14 protein-coding genes are annotated in these 18,552 nt (G+C 40.2%); 6 read left to right on the forward strand and 8 right to left on the reverse strand.

Features of this window, described 5'->3' with window-relative positions; all coding sequences use genetic code 11:
• Positions 1-124: 124 nt before the first annotated feature.
• The 3 genes from PSH48_RS05395 to PSH48_RS05405 all read right to left on the reverse strand — a co-directional run bounded on the left by PSH48_RS05395 (position 125) and on the right by PSH48_RS05405 (position 3,648).
• Positions 125-1,531: an alanine/glycine:cation symporter family protein gene (locus PSH48_RS05395; RefSeq protein WP_273611067.1), complete on the reverse strand. Its 1,407-nt coding sequence runs from the start codon at positions 1,529-1,531 to the stop codon at positions 125-127.
• A 126-nt stretch (positions 1,532-1,657) separates the two neighbouring features.
• Positions 1,658-2,569 carry a citrulline utilization hydrolase CtlX gene (ctlX, locus tag PSH48_RS05400; RefSeq protein ID WP_004586318.1) on the reverse strand — a complete coding sequence of 304 codons (912 nt, stop codon included), beginning with the start codon at positions 2,567-2,569 and terminating at the stop codon, positions 1,658-1,660.
• Positions 2,566-3,648 carry an ornithine cyclodeaminase gene (locus PSH48_RS05405; RefSeq protein WP_273611068.1) on the reverse strand — a complete coding sequence of 361 codons (1,083 nt, stop codon included), beginning with the start codon at positions 3,646-3,648 and terminating at the stop codon, positions 2,566-2,568. The genes ctlX and PSH48_RS05405 overlap by 4 nt, the downstream gene beginning before the upstream one ends.
• 167 nt (positions 3,649-3,815) lie before the next feature.
• Here PSH48_RS05405 and PSH48_RS05410 point away from each other — a divergent pair, with 167 nt between their 5' ends.
• The 3 genes from PSH48_RS05410 (at position 3,816) to PSH48_RS05420 (ending at position 6,047) form a co-directional block, all read left to right on the forward strand.
• Positions 3,816-4,247, forward strand: a complete 432-nt coding sequence (locus PSH48_RS05410; RefSeq protein WP_055254207.1) for an Lrp/AsnC family transcriptional regulator — start codon at positions 3,816-3,818, stop codon at positions 4,245-4,247.
• Between the two features lie 75 nt (positions 4,248-4,322).
• Entirely contained in the window at positions 4,323-5,033 is a 711-nt protein-coding gene (locus PSH48_RS05415; protein WP_273611069.1) for an AraC family transcriptional regulator, read from the forward strand.
• A gap of 150 nt (positions 5,034-5,183) precedes the next feature.
• On the forward strand, positions 5,184-6,047 hold the full coding sequence (locus PSH48_RS05420; RefSeq protein WP_273611070.1) for a DMT family transporter: 864 nt from the start codon (positions 5,184-5,186) through the stop codon (positions 6,045-6,047).
• 67 nt (positions 6,048-6,114) lie between these two features.
• Here PSH48_RS05420 and PSH48_RS05425 read toward each other — a convergent pair whose 3' ends face one another.
• From PSH48_RS05425 to PSH48_RS05435, 3 genes are all read right to left on the reverse strand, one after another.
• Positions 6,115-7,110, reverse strand: coding sequence for a patatin-like phospholipase family protein (locus PSH48_RS05425; RefSeq protein WP_029772994.1), 996 nt, complete (start codon positions 7,108-7,110; stop codon positions 6,115-6,117).
• A gap of 282 nt (positions 7,111-7,392) precedes the next feature.
• Positions 7,393-8,382, reverse strand: coding sequence for an LLM class flavin-dependent oxidoreductase (locus PSH48_RS05430; RefSeq protein ID WP_264389924.1), 990 nt, complete (start codon positions 8,380-8,382; stop codon positions 7,393-7,395).
• A gap of 140 nt (positions 8,383-8,522) precedes the next feature.
• Entirely contained in the window at positions 8,523-9,266 is a 744-nt protein-coding gene (locus PSH48_RS05435; RefSeq protein ID WP_273611071.1) for a siderophore-interacting protein, read from the reverse strand.
• A 123-nt stretch (positions 9,267-9,389) separates the two neighbouring features.
• Between PSH48_RS05435 and PSH48_RS05440 the strand changes: the two genes are divergently transcribed.
• From PSH48_RS05440 to PSH48_RS05450, 3 genes are all read left to right on the forward strand, one after another.
• A complete protein-coding gene (locus PSH48_RS05440; protein WP_004586326.1) occupies positions 9,390-9,809 on the forward strand; it encodes a MarR family winged helix-turn-helix transcriptional regulator in 420 nt (139 codons plus the stop codon).
• Between the two features lie 81 nt (positions 9,810-9,890).
• Complete coding sequence (locus PSH48_RS05445) at positions 9,891-10,304, forward strand: S24 family peptidase (protein WP_055254194.1); 414 nt, start codon at positions 9,891-9,893, stop codon at positions 10,302-10,304.
• Entirely contained in the window at positions 10,292-11,551 is a 1,260-nt protein-coding gene (locus PSH48_RS05450; RefSeq protein WP_273611072.1) for a Y-family DNA polymerase, read from the forward strand. The genes PSH48_RS05445 and PSH48_RS05450 overlap by 13 nt, the downstream gene beginning before the upstream one ends.
• Position 11,552: 1 nt before the next feature.
• Here PSH48_RS05450 and PSH48_RS05455 read toward each other — a convergent pair whose 3' ends face one another.
• On the reverse strand, positions 11,553-12,020 hold the full coding sequence (locus tag PSH48_RS05455; protein WP_004586329.1) for a hypothetical protein: 468 nt from the start codon (positions 12,018-12,020) through the stop codon (positions 11,553-11,555).
• A 145-nt stretch (positions 12,021-12,165) separates the two neighbouring features.
• Positions 12,166-18,465, reverse strand: coding sequence for a M4 family metallopeptidase (locus tag PSH48_RS05460; RefSeq protein ID WP_273611073.1), 6,300 nt, complete (start codon positions 18,463-18,465; stop codon positions 12,166-12,168).
• Positions 18,466-18,552 lie beyond the last annotated feature (87 nt).

Here is an 18,552-nt window from a genome sequence, read left to right on the forward strand (position 1 = left end):
TGTTATTCTTATATTTTAGTGCTGTTCACACAATCTAAATTTGAATAATTATGCAAAATTAAAAAGCGGTTTTATGTTGCCATAAAACCGCTTTTTATCGTTAAAATTGCTTAAAATACGGGAATCAACCCCAAATGCCGCTTTCGCATTTACCCTGTACTTTAACGTCTTTTACTTTAAATTCGGGCTCTATGCCTTTTTCTCTTTGTGTGTTGTAGTCGCTATTAACAGACAAAATAGTTGGCGTGAGCAATATAATAGCGATTACGTTAACCACTGTCATTAACCCTAATGCTATATCAGCTAAATCCCAGACTTCTTTTAGAGACGCAGATGCGCCCCACAGCATCATTGATAAATAAAGTAATGTATAAATTGTGCGCCCTACTTTGTTATCGAGCTTAAATAAATGCAGGTTACTTTCGGCATAAGCATAGTTTGCCACCACCGAGGTAAAAGCAAATAAGGTTATGGCTGCTGCAACAAAATACACACCGCCTTGTGCTAAATGTGCGGTCATGGCGCTTTGGGTTAAACGTATGCCTTCCATTTCGCCGCTTATATCTACATCGGCTAATAAAATAACTACCGCGGTACAGCTACAAAGTACAATTGTATCGAAAAACACGCCAAGCATTTGTATATACCCTTGTGTAACTGGGTGATTAGGCATTGGGCTAGCGCTTGCTGCAGCATGCGGCACACTACCTGCGCCGGCTTCGTTAGAATATAATCCGCGTTGTATACCGTTTTTAATGGCAGCGCCCATTGCTCCTGCGCCGGCTTCTTGTAAACCAAAGGCAGATAAAAACACATCTTTAAGCATGGCAGGCACTTGCGGTAAATTCATAATCGTAATAATAACCGCCGCGGCTACAAATAATATGCCCATTAGTGGCACTACTCGCTCGGCAAAGCGGGCAATGGCTTTAAAGCCACCTAATATAATTGAGCCTGCTAATACGGTAATAACTAATCCAGAATAAAAGGTAGGTACTTGAAAAGCATAGTTAAGGGCGTCGGTTATGGTATTGGTTTGCATAGCACTAAAAGTAAAGCCATAACCTAAAAATAAACACGCGGCAAACACAATAGCAAAGGCACGGCTGCCCAAACCTTGTTGAATATAATAGGCGGGGCCGCCTCTAAATTCGCCACTACTATCGCGTACTTTATACACTTGCCCTAATACACTTTCGGCAAAGCCGGTTGCCATGCCTAGTATGGCTATAACCCACATCCAAAATATGGCGCCGCTTCCGCCTAGCGAAATTGCAACAGCGACCCCAGCTAAGTTACCTGTACCTACACGGGCACACAAGCCAGTACACAATGCTTGAAATGATGAAATGTCGTCTTTTTTACACTTGCTACTGCCTTTTAACAGGCTAAACATGTGTTTAAATTTTACTATTTGAATTGCTTTTAAACGTACCGAAAACCAAATACCTGCAAACAGTAGTATGTAGATTAGTATTTGGCCTTCTCCCCATAATAGGCCATTTACACTTTTTACTACGGTATCGAACATGGGCTAATCCTTTTGTATTTATTATGTTTTTACTCAGCGCGTAGTTGAGTAATTGGCATTTAATAATGCATGTTAGCCATAGATTAAGGCAGCTAAGCTGCCTTAGGATGTTGACTTAGTGGTAGGTTATTTACTTTGCAGGTGTATGCCAGCAATCATGCATCTAACCGAACCTCCCGCCGACTCTATGGTTGGTATAGGTAACGGAACAAGTTTAGCTGTTTTTTGTATTGCTGCTTTTTGCTCGGTTGTAAGTGCATTAAACGCCGTTTGTGAGAGTGCTAAAATACGACCATTTGTACCTTGTAACTCTATTGCGTTGCCGCAAAAGCTACTTATTTGCTCATTAGATAAGTTTATTACTTCTAAATGGCTTTGTATAAAATGGCTAGTTAATTGTTTGTGCTGACTATTTGGCACCATATTTAAGCTGATCATGGCAAACTCTGTGGCTACACACATTAATACATTAGTATGATAAACCGCAGTGCCTTGCTCATCGTAGGCGTTAAATACAACAGGTTTTAGCTTTAATTGCTCGCACACTGTATTAACCACGGTTTTAGTAGTGCGCTTAGATTCTACTGCATAAGCAAGCTTATGCGGGTGGTCAATAACAAGCGATCCTGTGCCTTCTAAAAATGCATTTTCTTTCGCTAAAAATGAATAATCAGTCACAGACAACACTTTATAGTGATTAGTCAAAAAATCAATAATATCTTTTCGATATTCTAACCTTCTGTTTTCTGCGTACATTGGGTACATAACTAGTTCGCCACTTTGATGGGTAGAAAACCAATTATTTGGAAACACAGAATCGGGCGTGTGTGTATGTTCGTCTTCAAAAAGATGAACCGTTACGCCCTCGTTTTGTAATAATTTAACCGCATTAGTGACTTCGTCAAAGGCAAGCTGACTCTGATTTTGTGAGTTACAAGTACTTTGAAACGTGTTGTCTAACATGGTTTGTGGGTTAGATGTAAAGTGATGCGGGCGCACCATCACCACCGCTGTTGGTGCTTGCTTTATGTGGCTCATGCGACTTGCTCTTGCTTAGGTGTTTTTGATGGTTGTGTACTATTAAGTACCGAAAATAAATTACGTGGATCGGCTTGTTGTGTAATTAAATCAAGTAGTTCAAACTCACCCGCAGCCACCAGCGCGTCTTTAATATACACCAGCGCGGTAAAGTCTTCGCTTGCAAAGCCTACCCCATCAAAAATAGTAAGCTCGTTGTTACTTGTACGCCCAGGTGTTTGTTTATTAATTACTTTATGAAACTCTGTTACGGCAAAGGTTTTGCTCATTTGCTGTATTTCGCCCTCTATTCTGGTTTGCGGTTCGTACTCTACAAACACATTTGCGCGCGTTAATAATTGTGAATCAAGCTCTGTTTTACCAGGGCAATCCCCACCAATGGCATTTAAATGCACGCCCTGGGGGATCATATCGCTGGTTAAAATAGTGGCATTTTTTTTATCGGCTGTGCAGGTGGTAATAATGTGCGCGCCTTGTACGGCTTCTTCTGCGCTATTGCATAGAGTTACATTTAAGCCGTAACCACTTAAGTTGTTGTAGGCTTTTTGTGAGGCATTTTTATCAATATCGTATAAACGAATGTGAGTAATGCCTAATACGGCTTTAAAAGCCAATGCCTGAAACTCAGACTGTGCACCATTACCAATTAATGTAAGCGTTGTTGAGTGCTTAGGCGCTAAATACTTTGCCACAAGCGCCGATGTAGCCGCTGTACGTAAGGCTGTTAGTAAGCACATTTCGCTGATCATGACCGGATAACCGCTATCAACATCCGACAAAATACCAAACGCGGCCACGGTTTGAAGTTCCTTAAAGGTGTTTTTTGGATGACCATTTACATATTTACAGCTAAACATTTTACCGTCGCTTACGGGCATAAGCTCTATTACGCCATCAGGAGAGTGCGCTGCATAACGTGGCGATTTATCAAATTCGTCCCAGCGAGCAAAGTCGTGTTCTAATCTATGGGTAAGCTCAAGCAATACGTTTTCTATTCCGACTTTATTTATAAGTTTGGCCATTGCCTGTACGCTAACAAATGGAACACCTTGTTTAGGTTGTGCGATAAAATGACTCATAAATACCTCTTTAATGACTAAATAAATTAATTGAAATAAGTTTATAGGCCAGAGGTGTTACTTAAAATGCCAAAAGTTTATACAAATAATATTATTTTTTAGCAAATTGCTATGCATTAAAGTACAAATTTAGTAATTTGTAATAAACACATAACCCAAGGCGTTTTATGACCCCTTACATTTACGACTCATTAGATAACGCATTAATAGCCGAATTACGAAAAGATGGCCGCGCTTCTATTTCAGCCCTAGCCGATGTTTTAAAAGTGTCGCGCGGGACAGTGCAAAACCGCTTAGACCGTTTAGTCTCATCGGGCGCTATATTAGGCTTTACGGTGCGTGTACACGAACACATAGAAACCGAAGCTGTAAGAGCAATAATGATGGTGGAAGTGGTGGGTAAATCTACATCGCAGGTAATTAAAACCATGCGCGGCATACCTGAGCTAACAAAGTTACATACAACCAACGGCGCTTGGGATCTAGTGGCTGAAATACAGGCGGCAAATTTAAGTGAGTTTGATGGCGTACTCAGGCAAGTACGCGAAATAGAAGGCATTTTAAATAGCGAAACCAGTATATTATTGTCATCTACTTAGGTTTAATCAACGCCATGTTTTACTTAAAGTATGTTAGGCAATACTCGGTTTATGTATTAGGTATTGGAGTAGGCAATGAATAAGCTTTCTATTCGGTATTATTCGCAAGATATAAAGCGCCACCAGCACAATTACCATCAACTCGTTTTACCCCTACACGGGGAAATTTTTATAACGTTAAATAATGACTTTAAAACAACGGTGAGTACGGGCAGTTGTATCGTTATAGAGAAAAACGTAGTGCATGCCTTTACGGCCGATGAAGCCGCGCGTTTTATTGTGGCAGATTTAGACGCGCTCCCTGAAAACCTTATTAACCTTTTATGCCCTAAAATCTCAATAGATGGCCGTTTATTAAGTTACTTACAGTTTATAGAGCAGCAACTGCTCGTTGTTAGCGGTGAAAAGCTTACTAATTCAACTTTTGATTTATTTTACTTATTACTTTGTGAGCAAAGCAGCCACAGTAATACTGATAAACGAATAGATAATGTAATAACCACTGTTAAGCAAAATTTAGCCTACCCCTACACGTTAAAAGAGCTGGCCGATATAGCCTGTTTAAGCGTTACACAATTTAAAACTGTGTTTAAAAAAAGTACCACTATGAGTGCGCTGCAATATTTAACTATGTTGCGAATGCAGCACGCGCGCGCTCTTTTAACCCATTCAGATTTACCGATTGCTTTAGTAGGCGAGCGCATTGGTTATAACGATGCCTCTGCGTTTAGCCGCCGGTTTAATTTATATTTTGGGCAGCCTCCTAAAGCGTTTGCAAAGCAGTAATATAGATAACCTAAACACGAGATAATAAAGCAAGCTCAAGCAGAGCGTAGGTTAAATAGCGTCAGAGCAAACAATAACACCGTCTTTTTAGCACATTTTTAAAAACCTATATTGATACACTCAGTACCTAGTATTTACGGAGGGTAATTAATGGCAACACACATAGGGTTTTTAGCAATATTTTCGTGGGGGCTTTTAGCATTACTAGGTAATTTAACCAAAGCACTCCCGGCTTTTCAGTTACTTTTTATGTGCTTTGCACTTTCTTTTATTATTTTATTAGTAAAACGTTTTGCTACAAAACAGCCATTATTAACCCCTCCAAAGCTTTCTAAAAAACAAATGATAATAGGTGTGACTGGCTTATTTGGTTTTCACTTTTGTTATTTTATGGCTTTAAAATACGGCCCTTTAATAGAGGTAAGTTTAATTGTGTACCTTTGGCCATTATTACTGGGTGTATTTGTGGCTACCCCTGGGTCTAAATTTAAAGCAATATTGGGCGGATTACTGGGGTTTTTAGGCACGCTTAGTTTAATTACCGATGGCAGTGGGTTATCTATCAATAGTGAGTATTACTTAGGGTATTTTTTTGCAGGATGCTGCGCAGTATTGTGGTCTAGTTATTCTTATTTAATGTCGCAATTTAATAGCCAAGTAGATGACATAGGCTGGCTTTCGCTTATTGTAGCTGTGCTTGCCCTTTGTGCACATTTTTATTTTGAAACAACCGTTACTAGTTTGTCTGTTTCACAATGGCTAGGCGCTATTTTATTAGGGTTAGGCCCAGTGGGAGGTGCATTTTATTTATGGGATTATGGTTTAAAATTTGGTAACCGCTCGCTATTAGCCTCGTTAAGTTTTTTAACGCCAGTGCTTTCTACTTTTATTTTAATACTCGCTTCGCAGGCTCCTTTTAGTTGGTCAGTATTTATTGCTTTAGCGCTTATTTTATTAGGCGCGGTAATTAGCAATAAAAAGCCATCGATAAGTTTAAAAAAAGCAGAGCTTTAATTTTGCCACGGCACTTTACCAACGCTTAAACTTAAGTGGTAATTTAAGTTTAAGCGTTAATATACAGCTACATAGCGTAGCTGTGTGCGTAATCTACTATACGTGCGTTTTGGCTTTTTAAATAAGCGCGGCCTGCTTTTACACCTAGCTTATGATCAAAGCGTAAATCATCATTCGAGCTACCTAATAATTTACTGTGTAGCTTTTCGTCTGCAAAAATTTGTATAATTTCTACATCACTAGGCGGGTTGGCAATAAACGTTAGCTCGTCTAGGTATGCTTGCTCGTGTTGAATCAAGTAATCAAGTGTTTTTGGGCAGTAGCCTGATGCACATGCAAATGTTCTAAGCTTTTGAACCCATGCAGTTTGCGCCTGAAAATGCTCATCAACGGTTCTAATTACCACGATTTTTCGTGCGCCACGGTTATAAGCTTCGCGTACAGGCAGTGGCGCAGCTAAGCCGCCATCTAAATAAAAATCTTCACTCGATTGCTCTGCAGCTAAATGTGCTTCGTTTGCCGCTTTTGTACCTAACCAAGGAGTAAGTTTAACGCCTTGTTTATACAAAAAAGGTAACGCGCTCGATGCTTTTAACAAATCGCGCCATTGCTTACCCTCGCCTGTAGGTGAAAGGTAATAGGCTTTTCTGTCGCGTGCATTGGTTGCCGTTATAAGCAGCTCTCGCTCGCCTAAGCTGGTTTTTGCTGTTTTAAAATCAAGAGCTCTGTTTACTTCGGTGGTTTTTTCAAAGTACCAGTCTAAATCAACAATGTGCTTGCCCATTAAACCACGCCCTAATTGAAAAAAGCGTTTGTTACGCGAAAGCCCTCTAATTAAGCGTTTAGCGTAACCTTTTTGACGTGCTAAATAGCTTGTTAAATTTTGCGAGCCGGCAGAGGTGCCAATAAATAAATCAAATGGGTCGTAGTTTTGCTCTAACCATGCATCTAATACACCGGCTGTGAATATCCCTCGTTGTCCGCCACCTTCAGCTATCAGAGCAACTTTTGGCTGCGCTGTATGAGTAACTGAATTAGCCGATGCGGTTGTTAGAGCGTTCACGGTGTACCTTCCTTTAATTTAATGATGTTTGGTTAATAACTACATTATAAAAAATAAAAGTGATGTCTTAAAATTGATTGTTTAAATCAGTTTGATTGAAAAAACAGAACGATAAATAATGCAAAATGGGCCTTATCCTTGGCAACCTAAGTATGTTTAATTATCGAAAGTGTTTGTTCAGACATCACTTAAAGTTAATAAGTTTGTATTCACTTTTAATGATGTCTACATAGTAGCAAGGCTTGTGTGTACGCTTGCTTAACTAAACACTTCCTTTTTTAATTAATGCTTTATTTCCATTAAAATTTCTAGAGCTCGGTGGCGTTTTTCGCTGTCGTAAACATCGTTGGTAAATATAAACTCATTCACTTCTAGCTCTTTCGCTATCATTTGTAATTTATGTTTTATACTCACATGCCCGCCAACAACGCTTAAGCTTAAAAAGTTTTCTACGTGGGCGCGCTCTTGCTCACTCCATAAACCTTCCATACTCTCTACCGGTGGCTTTAGCCATAGCTCTTTGCCGCGTATTAATTCAAGCACGCGTTGCTTTGAGGTGGTAGATAGGTACTGCGCTTCTTCATCGGTTTCTGCTGCTACCAGCGGTAAGGCAAGCATTACATAGGGTTTATCGAGTACATTTGAGGCTTTAAATTCTCGCTTATATAGTGCGATGGCATCGTGTACAAAACGCGGTGCAAAGTGCCCTGCAAATACATAAGGCAACCCTTTTTGCGCGGCCAATTGGGCGCTAAACAAACTTGAGCCTAATAACCAAAGCGGTACGTTTGTGTCCTCCCCCGGAATAGCACGTATAGGATGTGTGCCATTGTATGGGCCTAATAATGTTTGCAGCTCTGTTACCTCCCCCGGGAAGTTTTCTGCGCGGCTCATATCATTATTTAGCGCACGGCTGGTTACTGGATCACTACCTGGAGCGCGGCCAAGGCCTAAATCTATTCGTCCAGGGTATAAACTCTCTAACGTACCAAATTGCTCAGCCACAACTAAGGGGGAATGATTCGGCAGCATTATTCCGCCAGAGCCAACCCGTATACGCTGAGTTTTACCTGCAATGTGACCTACTAATATTGAGGTGGCAGCACAAATTATACCGGGCATATTGTGATGCTCGGCTAGCCAAAAGCGATTAAACCCTAATTGGTCGGCACGCTGGGCGTATTTAGTGGTTTTATTGAGCGTATGAGAAACGCTGTCCCCTTTGATCATGGGGGCAAGCTCTAATAACGAAAAGGGAATGGAAGATAACAAAATAGCAGCTCCTTAAAATGCATGCTAACAATGGGCTTCATCATCAGCATAAAACACTTAAATGGGTCTGCTATTTATTCAATTCAAGTTAGGTAACGGATAAAAGCAAAATAGCGTTAGGCTGTTTTGCTCTAAGGTATTTATGCAAGCTCAGGGCTTTGCTGGCGCTCTTTTTTATAACCCTCTGAGTCTACGTCTTTTTTCCAATAACCAGAGGAAACTATATTACTGCGCGGTATATTACAATCCTGGGTAAGTAAGGTTTTTGCTTTACGTACTAACCCTGCCTCTAATGCCATAAATACAATAGGTGGCTCGTTTGTGTGTGGCAAATTGTTAAGCGCGCTGAGCATATCGGTATCTGGGGTATCTGTAATTAACCAATTAACATCGCGCTGCGTGTTTAAATCAATAATGTCTTGCTCAGTAGGGGCATGCACAAACGCGTCAATTTTTGCGCTGGCGGGTAACTGCTGCATGTACCCTTTTATTGCATTAACTGAGGTTAAATCGCCTAGCAATACATAATGCGGATGCTGGTAATTATCAAGCTTTTTAGGGCCTGGGCCCGCTATGCCAACCTCGTCACCTACTTTTGCAGTTATAGCCCATTGCGTAGCCGGACCTTGGTGCATGTTTATTACAAAGTCGAGCGTTAACGCGCCCGTTGCATCATCAACGTCTCTTATTGTGTAAGAGCGCATGCACGCGGTTTTTAAATTAAAATCAACTTTGCCATTTTGGGGAATAAGCACTTTTACATAGCTGCCAATATGCGCTTGCGTTAAATCCGAAAACTCATCTGAGCCTACAACAATGCGCTGTAAATGCGGTGTTATTTGTTCAGTACTTAGTACCGTAGCTTTGCGAACTTGTTTACCCATTTAAAATCACCTCGTTTAACAAAATAGTTAACTGCTTTTTAAAGCAAGCATTGCACAACGCCCCATTGGTTGATAAAATCAACTATAACAAACTAATTGATATTGTCAACCATTAGAGAGCTTATGAACACGCTTTTATCAAATACCCTATTTGAGCTGATGCAAAATTACCGCGTAACAATACGCGAGGCTATTAACGCAGGCGACCTTGGTATTAATGCTATGCACGTGCGTTGTATACACATTATTGCCAGTACATCTAACTGTACCGCTAACGACATTGTGACTAAAACACAGCGCGACAAAGCCCAAATTGCCCGCTTAATTAAAGATCTTATTGCGTTAAACCTTATTAATAAGCAAGCAAGTGAGCACGACAAACGCTGCTTTATTTTGTCGCTCACCGAACAAGGCAACACACTTTTTGATAAGTTATTAGCCTCTGAGCAGCAAATAAATGATCAAATGTGTAAAAACTTAAACCCGCAGCAAATCAAAGACTTTTTAGATACCGCGCAACAAATGATCAAAAACATGGCGTGATCTGTCTTTCATTTCTTGGCATAACTTACACAAAACGCATATACTGTACACTTATACAGTATATGCGTTTTAGGTTGTGTTATGTTTGTTATTCCCGTTTATATAGAAGCCGGTGTGTGTGGGTTTGAATCGCCCGCGGCGCAATACGCCGAGCTCGGTGTTTCTCTTGATGAGCTATTAATAAAGCACCCCGACGCCACCTTTATTGGTATTGCCTCGGGTAATTCCATGCAAGAGGTGGGGATTTTTGAAGGCGACTTACTGCTTGTAGACCGTGCTGAGCAAGCCGATAACGGCGATGTTATTGTTGCTAACTTAAATGGCTTATTTGTGTGTAAGCTATTAGATAAAACCAATGCACGGTTACTCTCTGCATCGCCTTTACATAAGCCGGTACAACTAACCTCAGCTGATGAGTTTCAGTTAGAGGGAGTGGTTACACTATCGATGAGAATGCACCGCCCAAGCCCTGAGCTATTAAAATGTACGCCTTAGTCGATGCCGTTGCATTTTATGCCAGTGCCGAAAAAGTGTTCGACCCCGCTATTCGCTCTAAACCTGTGGTGGTTTTAACTAATAACGATGGCTGCGTATGTGCGGTATGCCCGATAGCTCGGCGCTTAAACATTCCTAAATTTGGCCCTTACTTTAAAGTTAAGCACCTGCTTGAACAACACAAGGTGGTTGTACGTTCGAGTAACTATGAGTTGTACGCCGATTTAAGCGCCAAAATGATGAACGTAATTGGCCGCTTTTGCGACACACAATACATATACAGTATTGATGAATCGTTTTTGCACTTTAATGGCTATACACCCCTTATACAAAACTGGCACGAGTACGGGCATACAATAAGGCGTACCGTTTGGCGCGAAACTAAACTCCCTGTGGGTGTTGGTTTTGGCCCAACCCCTACTTTGGCAAAAGCCGCTAACCATGCAGCTAAAAAGCTAAGCGGGTTTGATGGGGTGGCCGTTATAAATAACGAGCAAAGCCGCCAAGCCATTTTACAAAGAATGAGCTGCGCCGATGTATGGGGCATAGGTAAGCGCCTAGCTAAAAAGCTTAATATAATGAACATACATACCGCGTGGGATCTGGCACAGCAAAACCCTAAAACCATGCGCCGCGCGTTTAGTGTGGTAGTAGAGCGTACCGTAAGTGAGCTAAATGGTATTGCGTGCTTAACATGGGACGATGTACGCCAAGATAAGCGAGAAATATATTCTACTCGCAGCTTTGGTGAGCGGATCAGTGAGCCTACTGCACTTAAAACCGCCCTTACTAACCACGTAACCACGGTTGCCAGTAAACTACGAGGGCAGCGCTCATTAGCAAAACAGCTTTATATATTTGCCGCCACTGGCAAACACGAAGACCGCTATTGTAAAAAGTCGTTTATATATAAATTTGCCACTCCCACTAACGATACCTGCGTAATGGCCAATGCTGTATCAGAAGTATTTACTCATATTTACCAACCCGGTGTACGGTTTTATAAATGTGGTGTAGGCGCTTTAGAGCTTACCTCGGTGCAGTATCAGCAAACTGATTTATTTAACCAAAGTGCCGATAACCCTAAATTAATGCAGTGTCTTGATACAATAAACAACCGCTACGGAAAAGGCATACTCACCCTAGCCAGCAGCAAACTAAATCAAGACTGGCATATGAACAGAGATTACTTATCGCCCCAATACACAACGCGCTGGCACGATATACCGCAAATTCATTGTAAGTAAGTTAATCAACCTGCCTTGCAAATGTGCACTCTACTGCAGGGGTATTCTGCGTATATTTGAGCGTTGTAACACTGGTAAACTTAATGCTTTGTCTGATGGTTTTTTCATTATTGGGGTCAATACAGCGGCTCATTTTTAAGCTGTTATCAACACCATCACTTTTGTATTTATACGAGCTAGTTACAAAACAAAAATTTGGCTTTTTAGTTGTACGGGTGCCGTTGTGTAAACTTTCAAACGCAATATGCTCGCCTAATTTAAAACCCGCGTCTGGGTAAACTGGGTTAATTAAACTCAACTGACTATCCACACACAGTGGGGAGTTAGCAGTTACCACCTGGTAATCGCCAAGCATTGTTTTTAATAACGGTATAAAACGGCTTTTATTACTCGGCGTAACAGTTTTAGCAAAAAGTACATTACTTAGAAATAAACAGCTCATACATAATAAAATTTTACGATAACTCATTAAAATTCCAACTCATTACTAATAAAAATAGCATAACACACTCAACTCTATACTTACTTAAAATACATTTGGTTCATAAAAGAAAAAGCCCCTTGAATACATCAAGGGGCTTTTATCAATATAAGAATATATTTATTAGTAAGTGTTACTTAAAGCACTGCGCTCTTGTGTACACAACAGAAAATGCTAAAAGCAGCAAAATGAAGGCTAATGAACCACCGCCACTGCCCTTTTCACTACTTGTGCCAGATGCATTAGTGACAGTCACAGCTAAACTTTGCTCAATCTCACCTTCACCATCAGATACAATAAGCTTAAAGCCCAGCTCTGTAGTTTGCGACACACTCGGCGCTGTAAACTTAAGTGTGCTGGAGTCAACATCGCTTAGCGCCACTTCTACACCCATTGTTTGAACCCACTTAAAAGAAAGCTCTGAGGATTCTTTATCAGTTGCAGACGCTGTCACTGAAACTTCCTGACCTTCTTTAACCGAAACCGCAGATGTACTTAATTCTACACTTGGAAGCTGATTAACATGTAAAAAGCTAACGGTGTATACTTGCGTAAATTGCTCATAGCCATCTGATACCACTAACGTAATATCCGCATCAACCGTTTGCTCAAGCTCACCCACGGTAAGTACCGCTTTACCTTGAGTATCCTCAGCTGTAATAGATAACTGAGAGTGTTCAACACGCCATTCGTAAGATAACGTATCTCCATCAGGGTCAGTAGAGCCAGAAGCATCAAGCTCAATAGTAGCAAGCTCTTCTATTGTGGCCGGCATATCTACATCTAATACTGGCGCCTGATTTAGACTCTCCTGCGCTAGTTTTGCCACAACTTCAATAACCCCATTAACCTCTCCATCAAGGTCGAATGCGCTACCATCTGCGACTGCAAAGCTAAAGCAGCGTGAACACACTTGCTCATATACATTACCTGATAATACAGTGGCCGACTGCCAACCAGCAGCGGTTAGTACTCTTACTTGCATGTCTGAGCTTAAAATTGCATTTACATACTCAGGTAGTGCAATTTCTGCGGTGCTTGATGAATTAGATAACGTAACACGAAGGTTAATTACATCACTTTTAGCTTGGAAGTGAGGTTCTATTATATCTAAATCTGAGAAATAAGTGCTTAGTGCTTGTTCAGAAATAGACATATCAGCAATATAACCCGCTGCGAGAGCCTCTTTAATGCTACCTACAGCTAAGTGATTAAACTCATCAATACTGTGAGCACTATCACCTGAAGCTAAGATAGCTGTATTAGTAGTAGAAGTGCTATCTAGGTAATCAGCAATACCATCTTTATCACTATCACCTACCCCTTCCTCAATATCAGGTATACCGTCGCCATCAGTATCTAGCTCAGGGTCATCAAATATAACGCTATCAACAATACGTAAACTAGTTTGCTTAGTTGCTAGTAGTTCATCACCTTGTTTTACACGTAAAGTTAAATCTATATTATTGGTTTGCTCAGAAAGATTTGCGCTAAATGAAACATCCCACTGTGAATCAGCTGTTTTATAAATGTAAAAATCAACACCTGCGGGGCCAATAAGCTCAAGTGATACATCACTACCTGTACTAGGTAAATTTACTAACTTAATGGTGGCATTAAAGTCAGGTAAAGAACGCTGAATAGTTTTATTAACTGCTTTACCATTTTGATAAAAATCAGTAATAAACTGCGCCTGTGCCGCTTCACTTAAGTACACTAGCTGGCTGTTATCATTTTTGTCTATAAACGCATTACCATTAGATAGGACACTAATACTTGCTGCGCTACCTACAAATTCTCGCGCTAACTCAAGCTTAATAGGTCCATACTGATTAGTAGTAAAATACTGGGTGCTATTATTAGCTTGTAAATGAAAGCTAGAGTAACCGTATGGGTTAGCGCCGCTAATAAAAACATCTACAAGCACATTACCATTTTGATACACATACGTAGTAGGCTGAATACTGATTTCAGGGAAAATCATAGCCCTTACGTCGCCTGATACATGATTTCCAGCTTCATCAACAGCAGATACAGGAATAGATACATCACCCGTTCTAAATACAAAGCTATCATCAATTTCCAGAAGCGTTATAGCTGAAACACTATCGTAAATAACACGATTATCTACAAGTGCATTTTTTATAGCCGTGATCGTGCTGCCATAAACACTAAAAGTATACGGTTGGATAATCGGGGCAGTTGTATCAACAAGTGTGACTGTTTGTATCGCCGATGTTTCGTTACCAACATTATCTCGTGCAATCCATGTAATCTGGTGCTCACCAAGGGGCAAGTAAGACCCTGAGCTTGTGTATACTTGAGGCTCTAAATGACCGTTATCTCTAGCCTCTGGAATATATAGACGGGTAATATTAGTAATTTGTGAAGTCGCTTCAAGCGTAACCGGCTCAAGACTCGATATAAACTCAGGCGGACTATTTTCACCGCGGCTTGCATCATCTGGGTGGCTATCTTCACTGTCTTGAACACCATCACCATCTGAATCTGAGCTAAGCGGATTACCCGAAAGTTGATACTCTTGTAAATTAGTCAAACCATCATAGTCGGCGTCATAATTAGCGTCGTAGGGTTCTAAAGCATTTAGCCCATATTCAACTTCCCAAAAATCAGGAATACCGTCCGAATCATAGTCGCTGGTGAGGTCTATATCTGCAGACCAGGTAATGTTATCAACTGATAACGGTTGCTGCTGAAGGTATAAGTCCTCATATTTAACTTTAATAATGTTAAAACCATCATCTACCGGTAACAATAAACGAGACTGGCTACCACGATTTACATCTATAGGGCTACCATTTAAGCTTATTTGCAGCGCTGGAGAGCCATAAACCAAATAGTCTAAATTAATAAAACCGGCTTCAAATAACCCCGCAATGGCAAACCCCCCAACCTTGCTAGTAGGCGTTAATGCTAAGCTAAGGCTTGCATCGCCCAAAGTTGACCAACTTGTATTAGCTTGCCAACCCCAAGAGTTAACGGCAAGTTCGGTAAACTTAGTCGGAAGAAGGCCATCTTCAAAGCTTTCATTTAATTGCGTAAAAGATTGCACTAATGATGAAGCATCGTTAGCTAGACTCTGAGAGTAAAACTCCTGAATATTTGTATAACCATCTTCATCGTAATCTAAATTAGCATCTGCAGCATCTAAAGGTAAAAGATCATTACTTACCTCATAGCCATCACTTAGTTCATCACCATCTGTATCTGCTGAGGTTGGATTTGTTCCTAGGTTAAATTCTTCTAGGGCTGAAAGACCGTCAGTATCAGCATCAGATGCAGCATCACTTGCATCAAGGCGATTTAATCCATTAACTAATTCCCAGTAATCTGGCAGTTGATCGTTATCAGTATCTGTTAAATCAGTTGGAGAAAATAAAGCAAAGTTATCAAGCCATACAGTATCGGCACCGAATGAGACAGAACCGTCTTTATAATATTTAAATTCAATATTATGAAGCCCTTCGCTTAGGTTAAGCACAATAGACGTTGCTTCTGTGGTATTTGAATTACCTCGGTCATTACGCTCAAAAACGGGTTGTCCATCAATAGTAATACTTAAAAAATCGCAGCAAGACTCTGATTCAATTTTATAATCGAATGCTAATACACTCTCTTCAAATAAACCTGTTACGGTGAAGCTGCTAAACTGTGAGTGACTAATAACGCCTGAGCGAATACTTTGTATACCGTCGGTCGCAAAATCATTCGTAATAAACCAAGGAGCACTAGAACCTTCGGCTTCAACCATCCAACTAGGTAGTGCAGAGCCTTCAAAAGAGGTAGTGAGGTTTAAAGCAACAGGGAAAGAAGTATCTGACTGCGGATCAGTGTTTGCTAAATACTCGGTTAGATTTGAAAATCCATCATTATCTGCATCTTCTGCTGCATCAAACGAGCTGGTTAAATCTAAACTATTATTGTACTCCCAGCCATCAGGGATAGTATCGCCATCTGTATCAGGGTTATTTGGTAAACCCGCGTTTAAAAACTCTAAAAGGTTAGATAAGCCATCCGCGTCAGCATCAAGTGATGCATCTTCACTATTATTTATATCAAGACCATGCTGTAATTCCCAAGAATCAGACATACCGTCATTATCAGCATCAGGAAAGTTAGGCCCTATATATAAATTATCTATATATACAGCATCTGCAGGAGTAGAAACGGACAAATCTTTAGAATAAGTAAACTTAACAGTATTTAGTCCAGCAGGAACTTGGAAAGACGCGTCCTTCCACTCGCTTATTCCTGACTCATCTAAAACAATTGAACCATTAATATAAACAGTAAAATAGTCATAACCAACTTCTGTGTCTAATGCGTAGTTAAAGTTTACATAGCCTTGCTCGCTATTTAAAAAGCTAAACTCAACACTGGTTGATTGGTTGTCTGTAATGTCGTTATTAGTCAACACAAAGCCAGAATCTTCATTAATTTGAGTTGTTACCCAAGGCGTTTGTAAATTTGACGAAATAAGCAAATCTGGAACAGCTGCATCATCGAAGTCAAAGGTTGTTTCAGGAAAAACGACCGGCTCAGAGCTTGCGTCTGAAGGGTCACTGTTACCAAAGAACTCGATTACATTACTCCAGGTGTCTGAATCTAAATCAAGTTGAGCATCATCTGCATTTAATGGGTTTAATGAAAACGAAACTTCCCAGCCATCAGACATGCGGTCAAAGTCAGAGTCTGCATTGTTAGGTTCCGTAAGGTATACATTAACTTCATCATAATCTGATAGATCATCTGAGTCGGTATCCGTTACATTAGGGAAAGTATTCGCTAAGTATTCTTCAAGGTTTGTTAAACCATCTTGGTCTAAATCAAGTCCAGCGTCATCACCATTACTAGGATCTAATCCGTAAAACAGCTCCCAGTTATCATCCATTAAGTCGCCATCGGCATCTATAAACTGAATGTTATCGCAAGTAACACCTACTTCATTAAATGCTGCAATGACATCGTTAGCTTCATACCTTAAATCAATAGCAGAATTTATAGCACCACAGGCACCATCAATAAAATCACTAGAGTTAACCCAATAGTTTTGATTTGCAAAAAGCATTATCTCGAACGCTTTTTTAGGGTCCCAACCATCAGTGTTCGAAAGAAGGAAGAAAGCACGATTAAAAACACCACTACTAAAGTGAACATCCATACCTGAGTAATATTCACTTGCGTGGTCAATCGAAAGCCCATCTAGTGATGGCGTTTCAAAATAACGAAGTGCGGGGCTAGTTTTTGAAATATCAGCGCCAGATAACCAATCAGTCTCTGCGCGTAAAAAATACTCGGCTGTTTCACCCGCCATATCAGAGAAAGATTCGTTTATACCACCAGATTGTTCTGCATAAATTAAATTAGAGTTTTGACTAGTAAAACCATGGCTTACCTCATGAGATACGATATCAAGTGAAACCAACGGGTAAAACCTATCAGCGCCATCACCAAAGGTCATAGCCTGACCATTCCACGTTGCATTTTCCCAGTTGTTACCACTGTGAACACGCATCAATAATTGAAAAGTAAGCGGAGCCGTGTTGTACCACTGTTGATACATATCAAATACCGCAGTACCAAATGCATGGGCATCATTTAGCGGGGAGTAAGCTCCATTTACTTCTTTGTAAGTATTCCTATCACAGGCAAAAGAGTAAGCTTCACTTGGCTCAAAACCCGACTCCATGGTGACAGTTTTAACTTTCTCGTTTTCTAAAAAACACATCTCACCACGCTGTGTCACATCCAGTGCTTCAACGTCAGTGCCGTATTCATACTGCCCTATTTTTGTATTACCGCCAGGGCCTGTACCTTGGGCACTTTTAATATTATTCCACTGTTTGAATACACTGTAATCAGATTCACTTACTAAACCTATTGGCTTTTTTTCAACGCCATTTTCAAATACATTTAATTCAATTAAGCGAGCAAAATGTGCGACTCCGTTATCAATATAAACATAACGTTTGTTGTTTAATACTTGATAAGCGGTAGATTCATCAAGTTTAGCGTTTACTAAAATAGATTTAACCGCAGAAAATTCGTCAAACTGATTATTAGCCGTTTTATTTAAAGATATAGCATCGATATTTTTCGCAAAAAAACCACTTATGTGTTGATTGCTAGGTTGCACTCGTATTTGCTGCCCCCAAATAGGCACACCTGCAAAAAACTGCTGCATCTTTTTAGCTGATGACCGAGTTTGTTTTGCATTTAAGGCTTGAGGCGTATCTAACTCAATAAAGTAAGAATGGGTGGATGCCTGATTAGTTAAACCTACGCTTTGATTTAAAAGTAAGTTAACTTCTGATAAAGATGATTTGTTTACTCGTTGCGAAACCGCCGCGTGTGCACTTAGCGAATTTAAAAAGCAAAACGCTATCAATCCTGATGTGAGTGTTTTATACATAACATTCCTATGTCGTATATTGTTATTATTCAGTGTTTGTTCATTTAAAAACACATTAATGTAACATAACTATTAACATAGAGTCAT

Source organism: Pseudoalteromonas sp. Angola-4 (assembly GCF_028599265.1).
Lineage (GTDB): Bacteria > Pseudomonadota > Gammaproteobacteria > Enterobacterales > Alteromonadaceae > Pseudoalteromonas > Pseudoalteromonas atlantica.

Bases quoted from the DNA above. Each gene is read 5' to 3' on its own strand.
- PSH48_RS05395 (WP_273611067.1), bottom strand. From the start codon at position 1,531: ATGTTCGATACCGTAGTAAAAAGTGTAAATGGCCTATTATGGGGAGAA.
- ctlX (WP_004586318.1), bottom strand. From the start codon at position 2,569: ATGAGCCACATAAAGCAAGCACCAACAGCGGTGGTGATGGTGCGCCCG.
- PSH48_RS05405 (WP_273611068.1), bottom strand. From the start codon at position 3,648: ATGAGTCATTTTATCGCACAACCTAAACAAGGTGTTCCATTTGTTAGC.
- PSH48_RS05410 (WP_055254207.1), top strand. From the start codon at position 3,816: ATGACCCCTTACATTTACGACTCATTAGATAACGCATTAATAGCCGAA.
- PSH48_RS05415 (WP_273611069.1), top strand. From the start codon at position 4,323: ATGAATAAGCTTTCTATTCGGTATTATTCGCAAGATATAAAGCGCCAC.
- PSH48_RS05420 (WP_273611070.1), top strand. From the start codon at position 5,184: ATGGCAACACACATAGGGTTTTTAGCAATATTTTCGTGGGGGCTTTTA.
- PSH48_RS05435 (WP_273611071.1), bottom strand. From the start codon at position 9,266: ATGGGTAAACAAGTTCGCAAAGCTACGGTACTAAGTACTGAACAAATA.
- PSH48_RS05440 (WP_004586326.1), top strand. From the start codon at position 9,390: ATGAACACGCTTTTATCAAATACCCTATTTGAGCTGATGCAAAATTAC.
- PSH48_RS05445 (WP_055254194.1), top strand. From the start codon at position 9,891: ATGTTTGTTATTCCCGTTTATATAGAAGCCGGTGTGTGTGGGTTTGAA.
- PSH48_RS05450 (WP_273611072.1), top strand. From the start codon at position 10,292: ATGTACGCCTTAGTCGATGCCGTTGCATTTTATGCCAGTGCCGAAAAA.
- PSH48_RS05455 (WP_004586329.1), bottom strand. From the start codon at position 12,020: ATGAGTTATCGTAAAATTTTATTATGTATGAGCTGTTTATTTCTAAGT.
- PSH48_RS05460 (WP_273611073.1), bottom strand. From the start codon at position 18,465: ATGTATAAAACACTCACATCAGGATTGATAGCGTTTTGCTTTTTAAAT.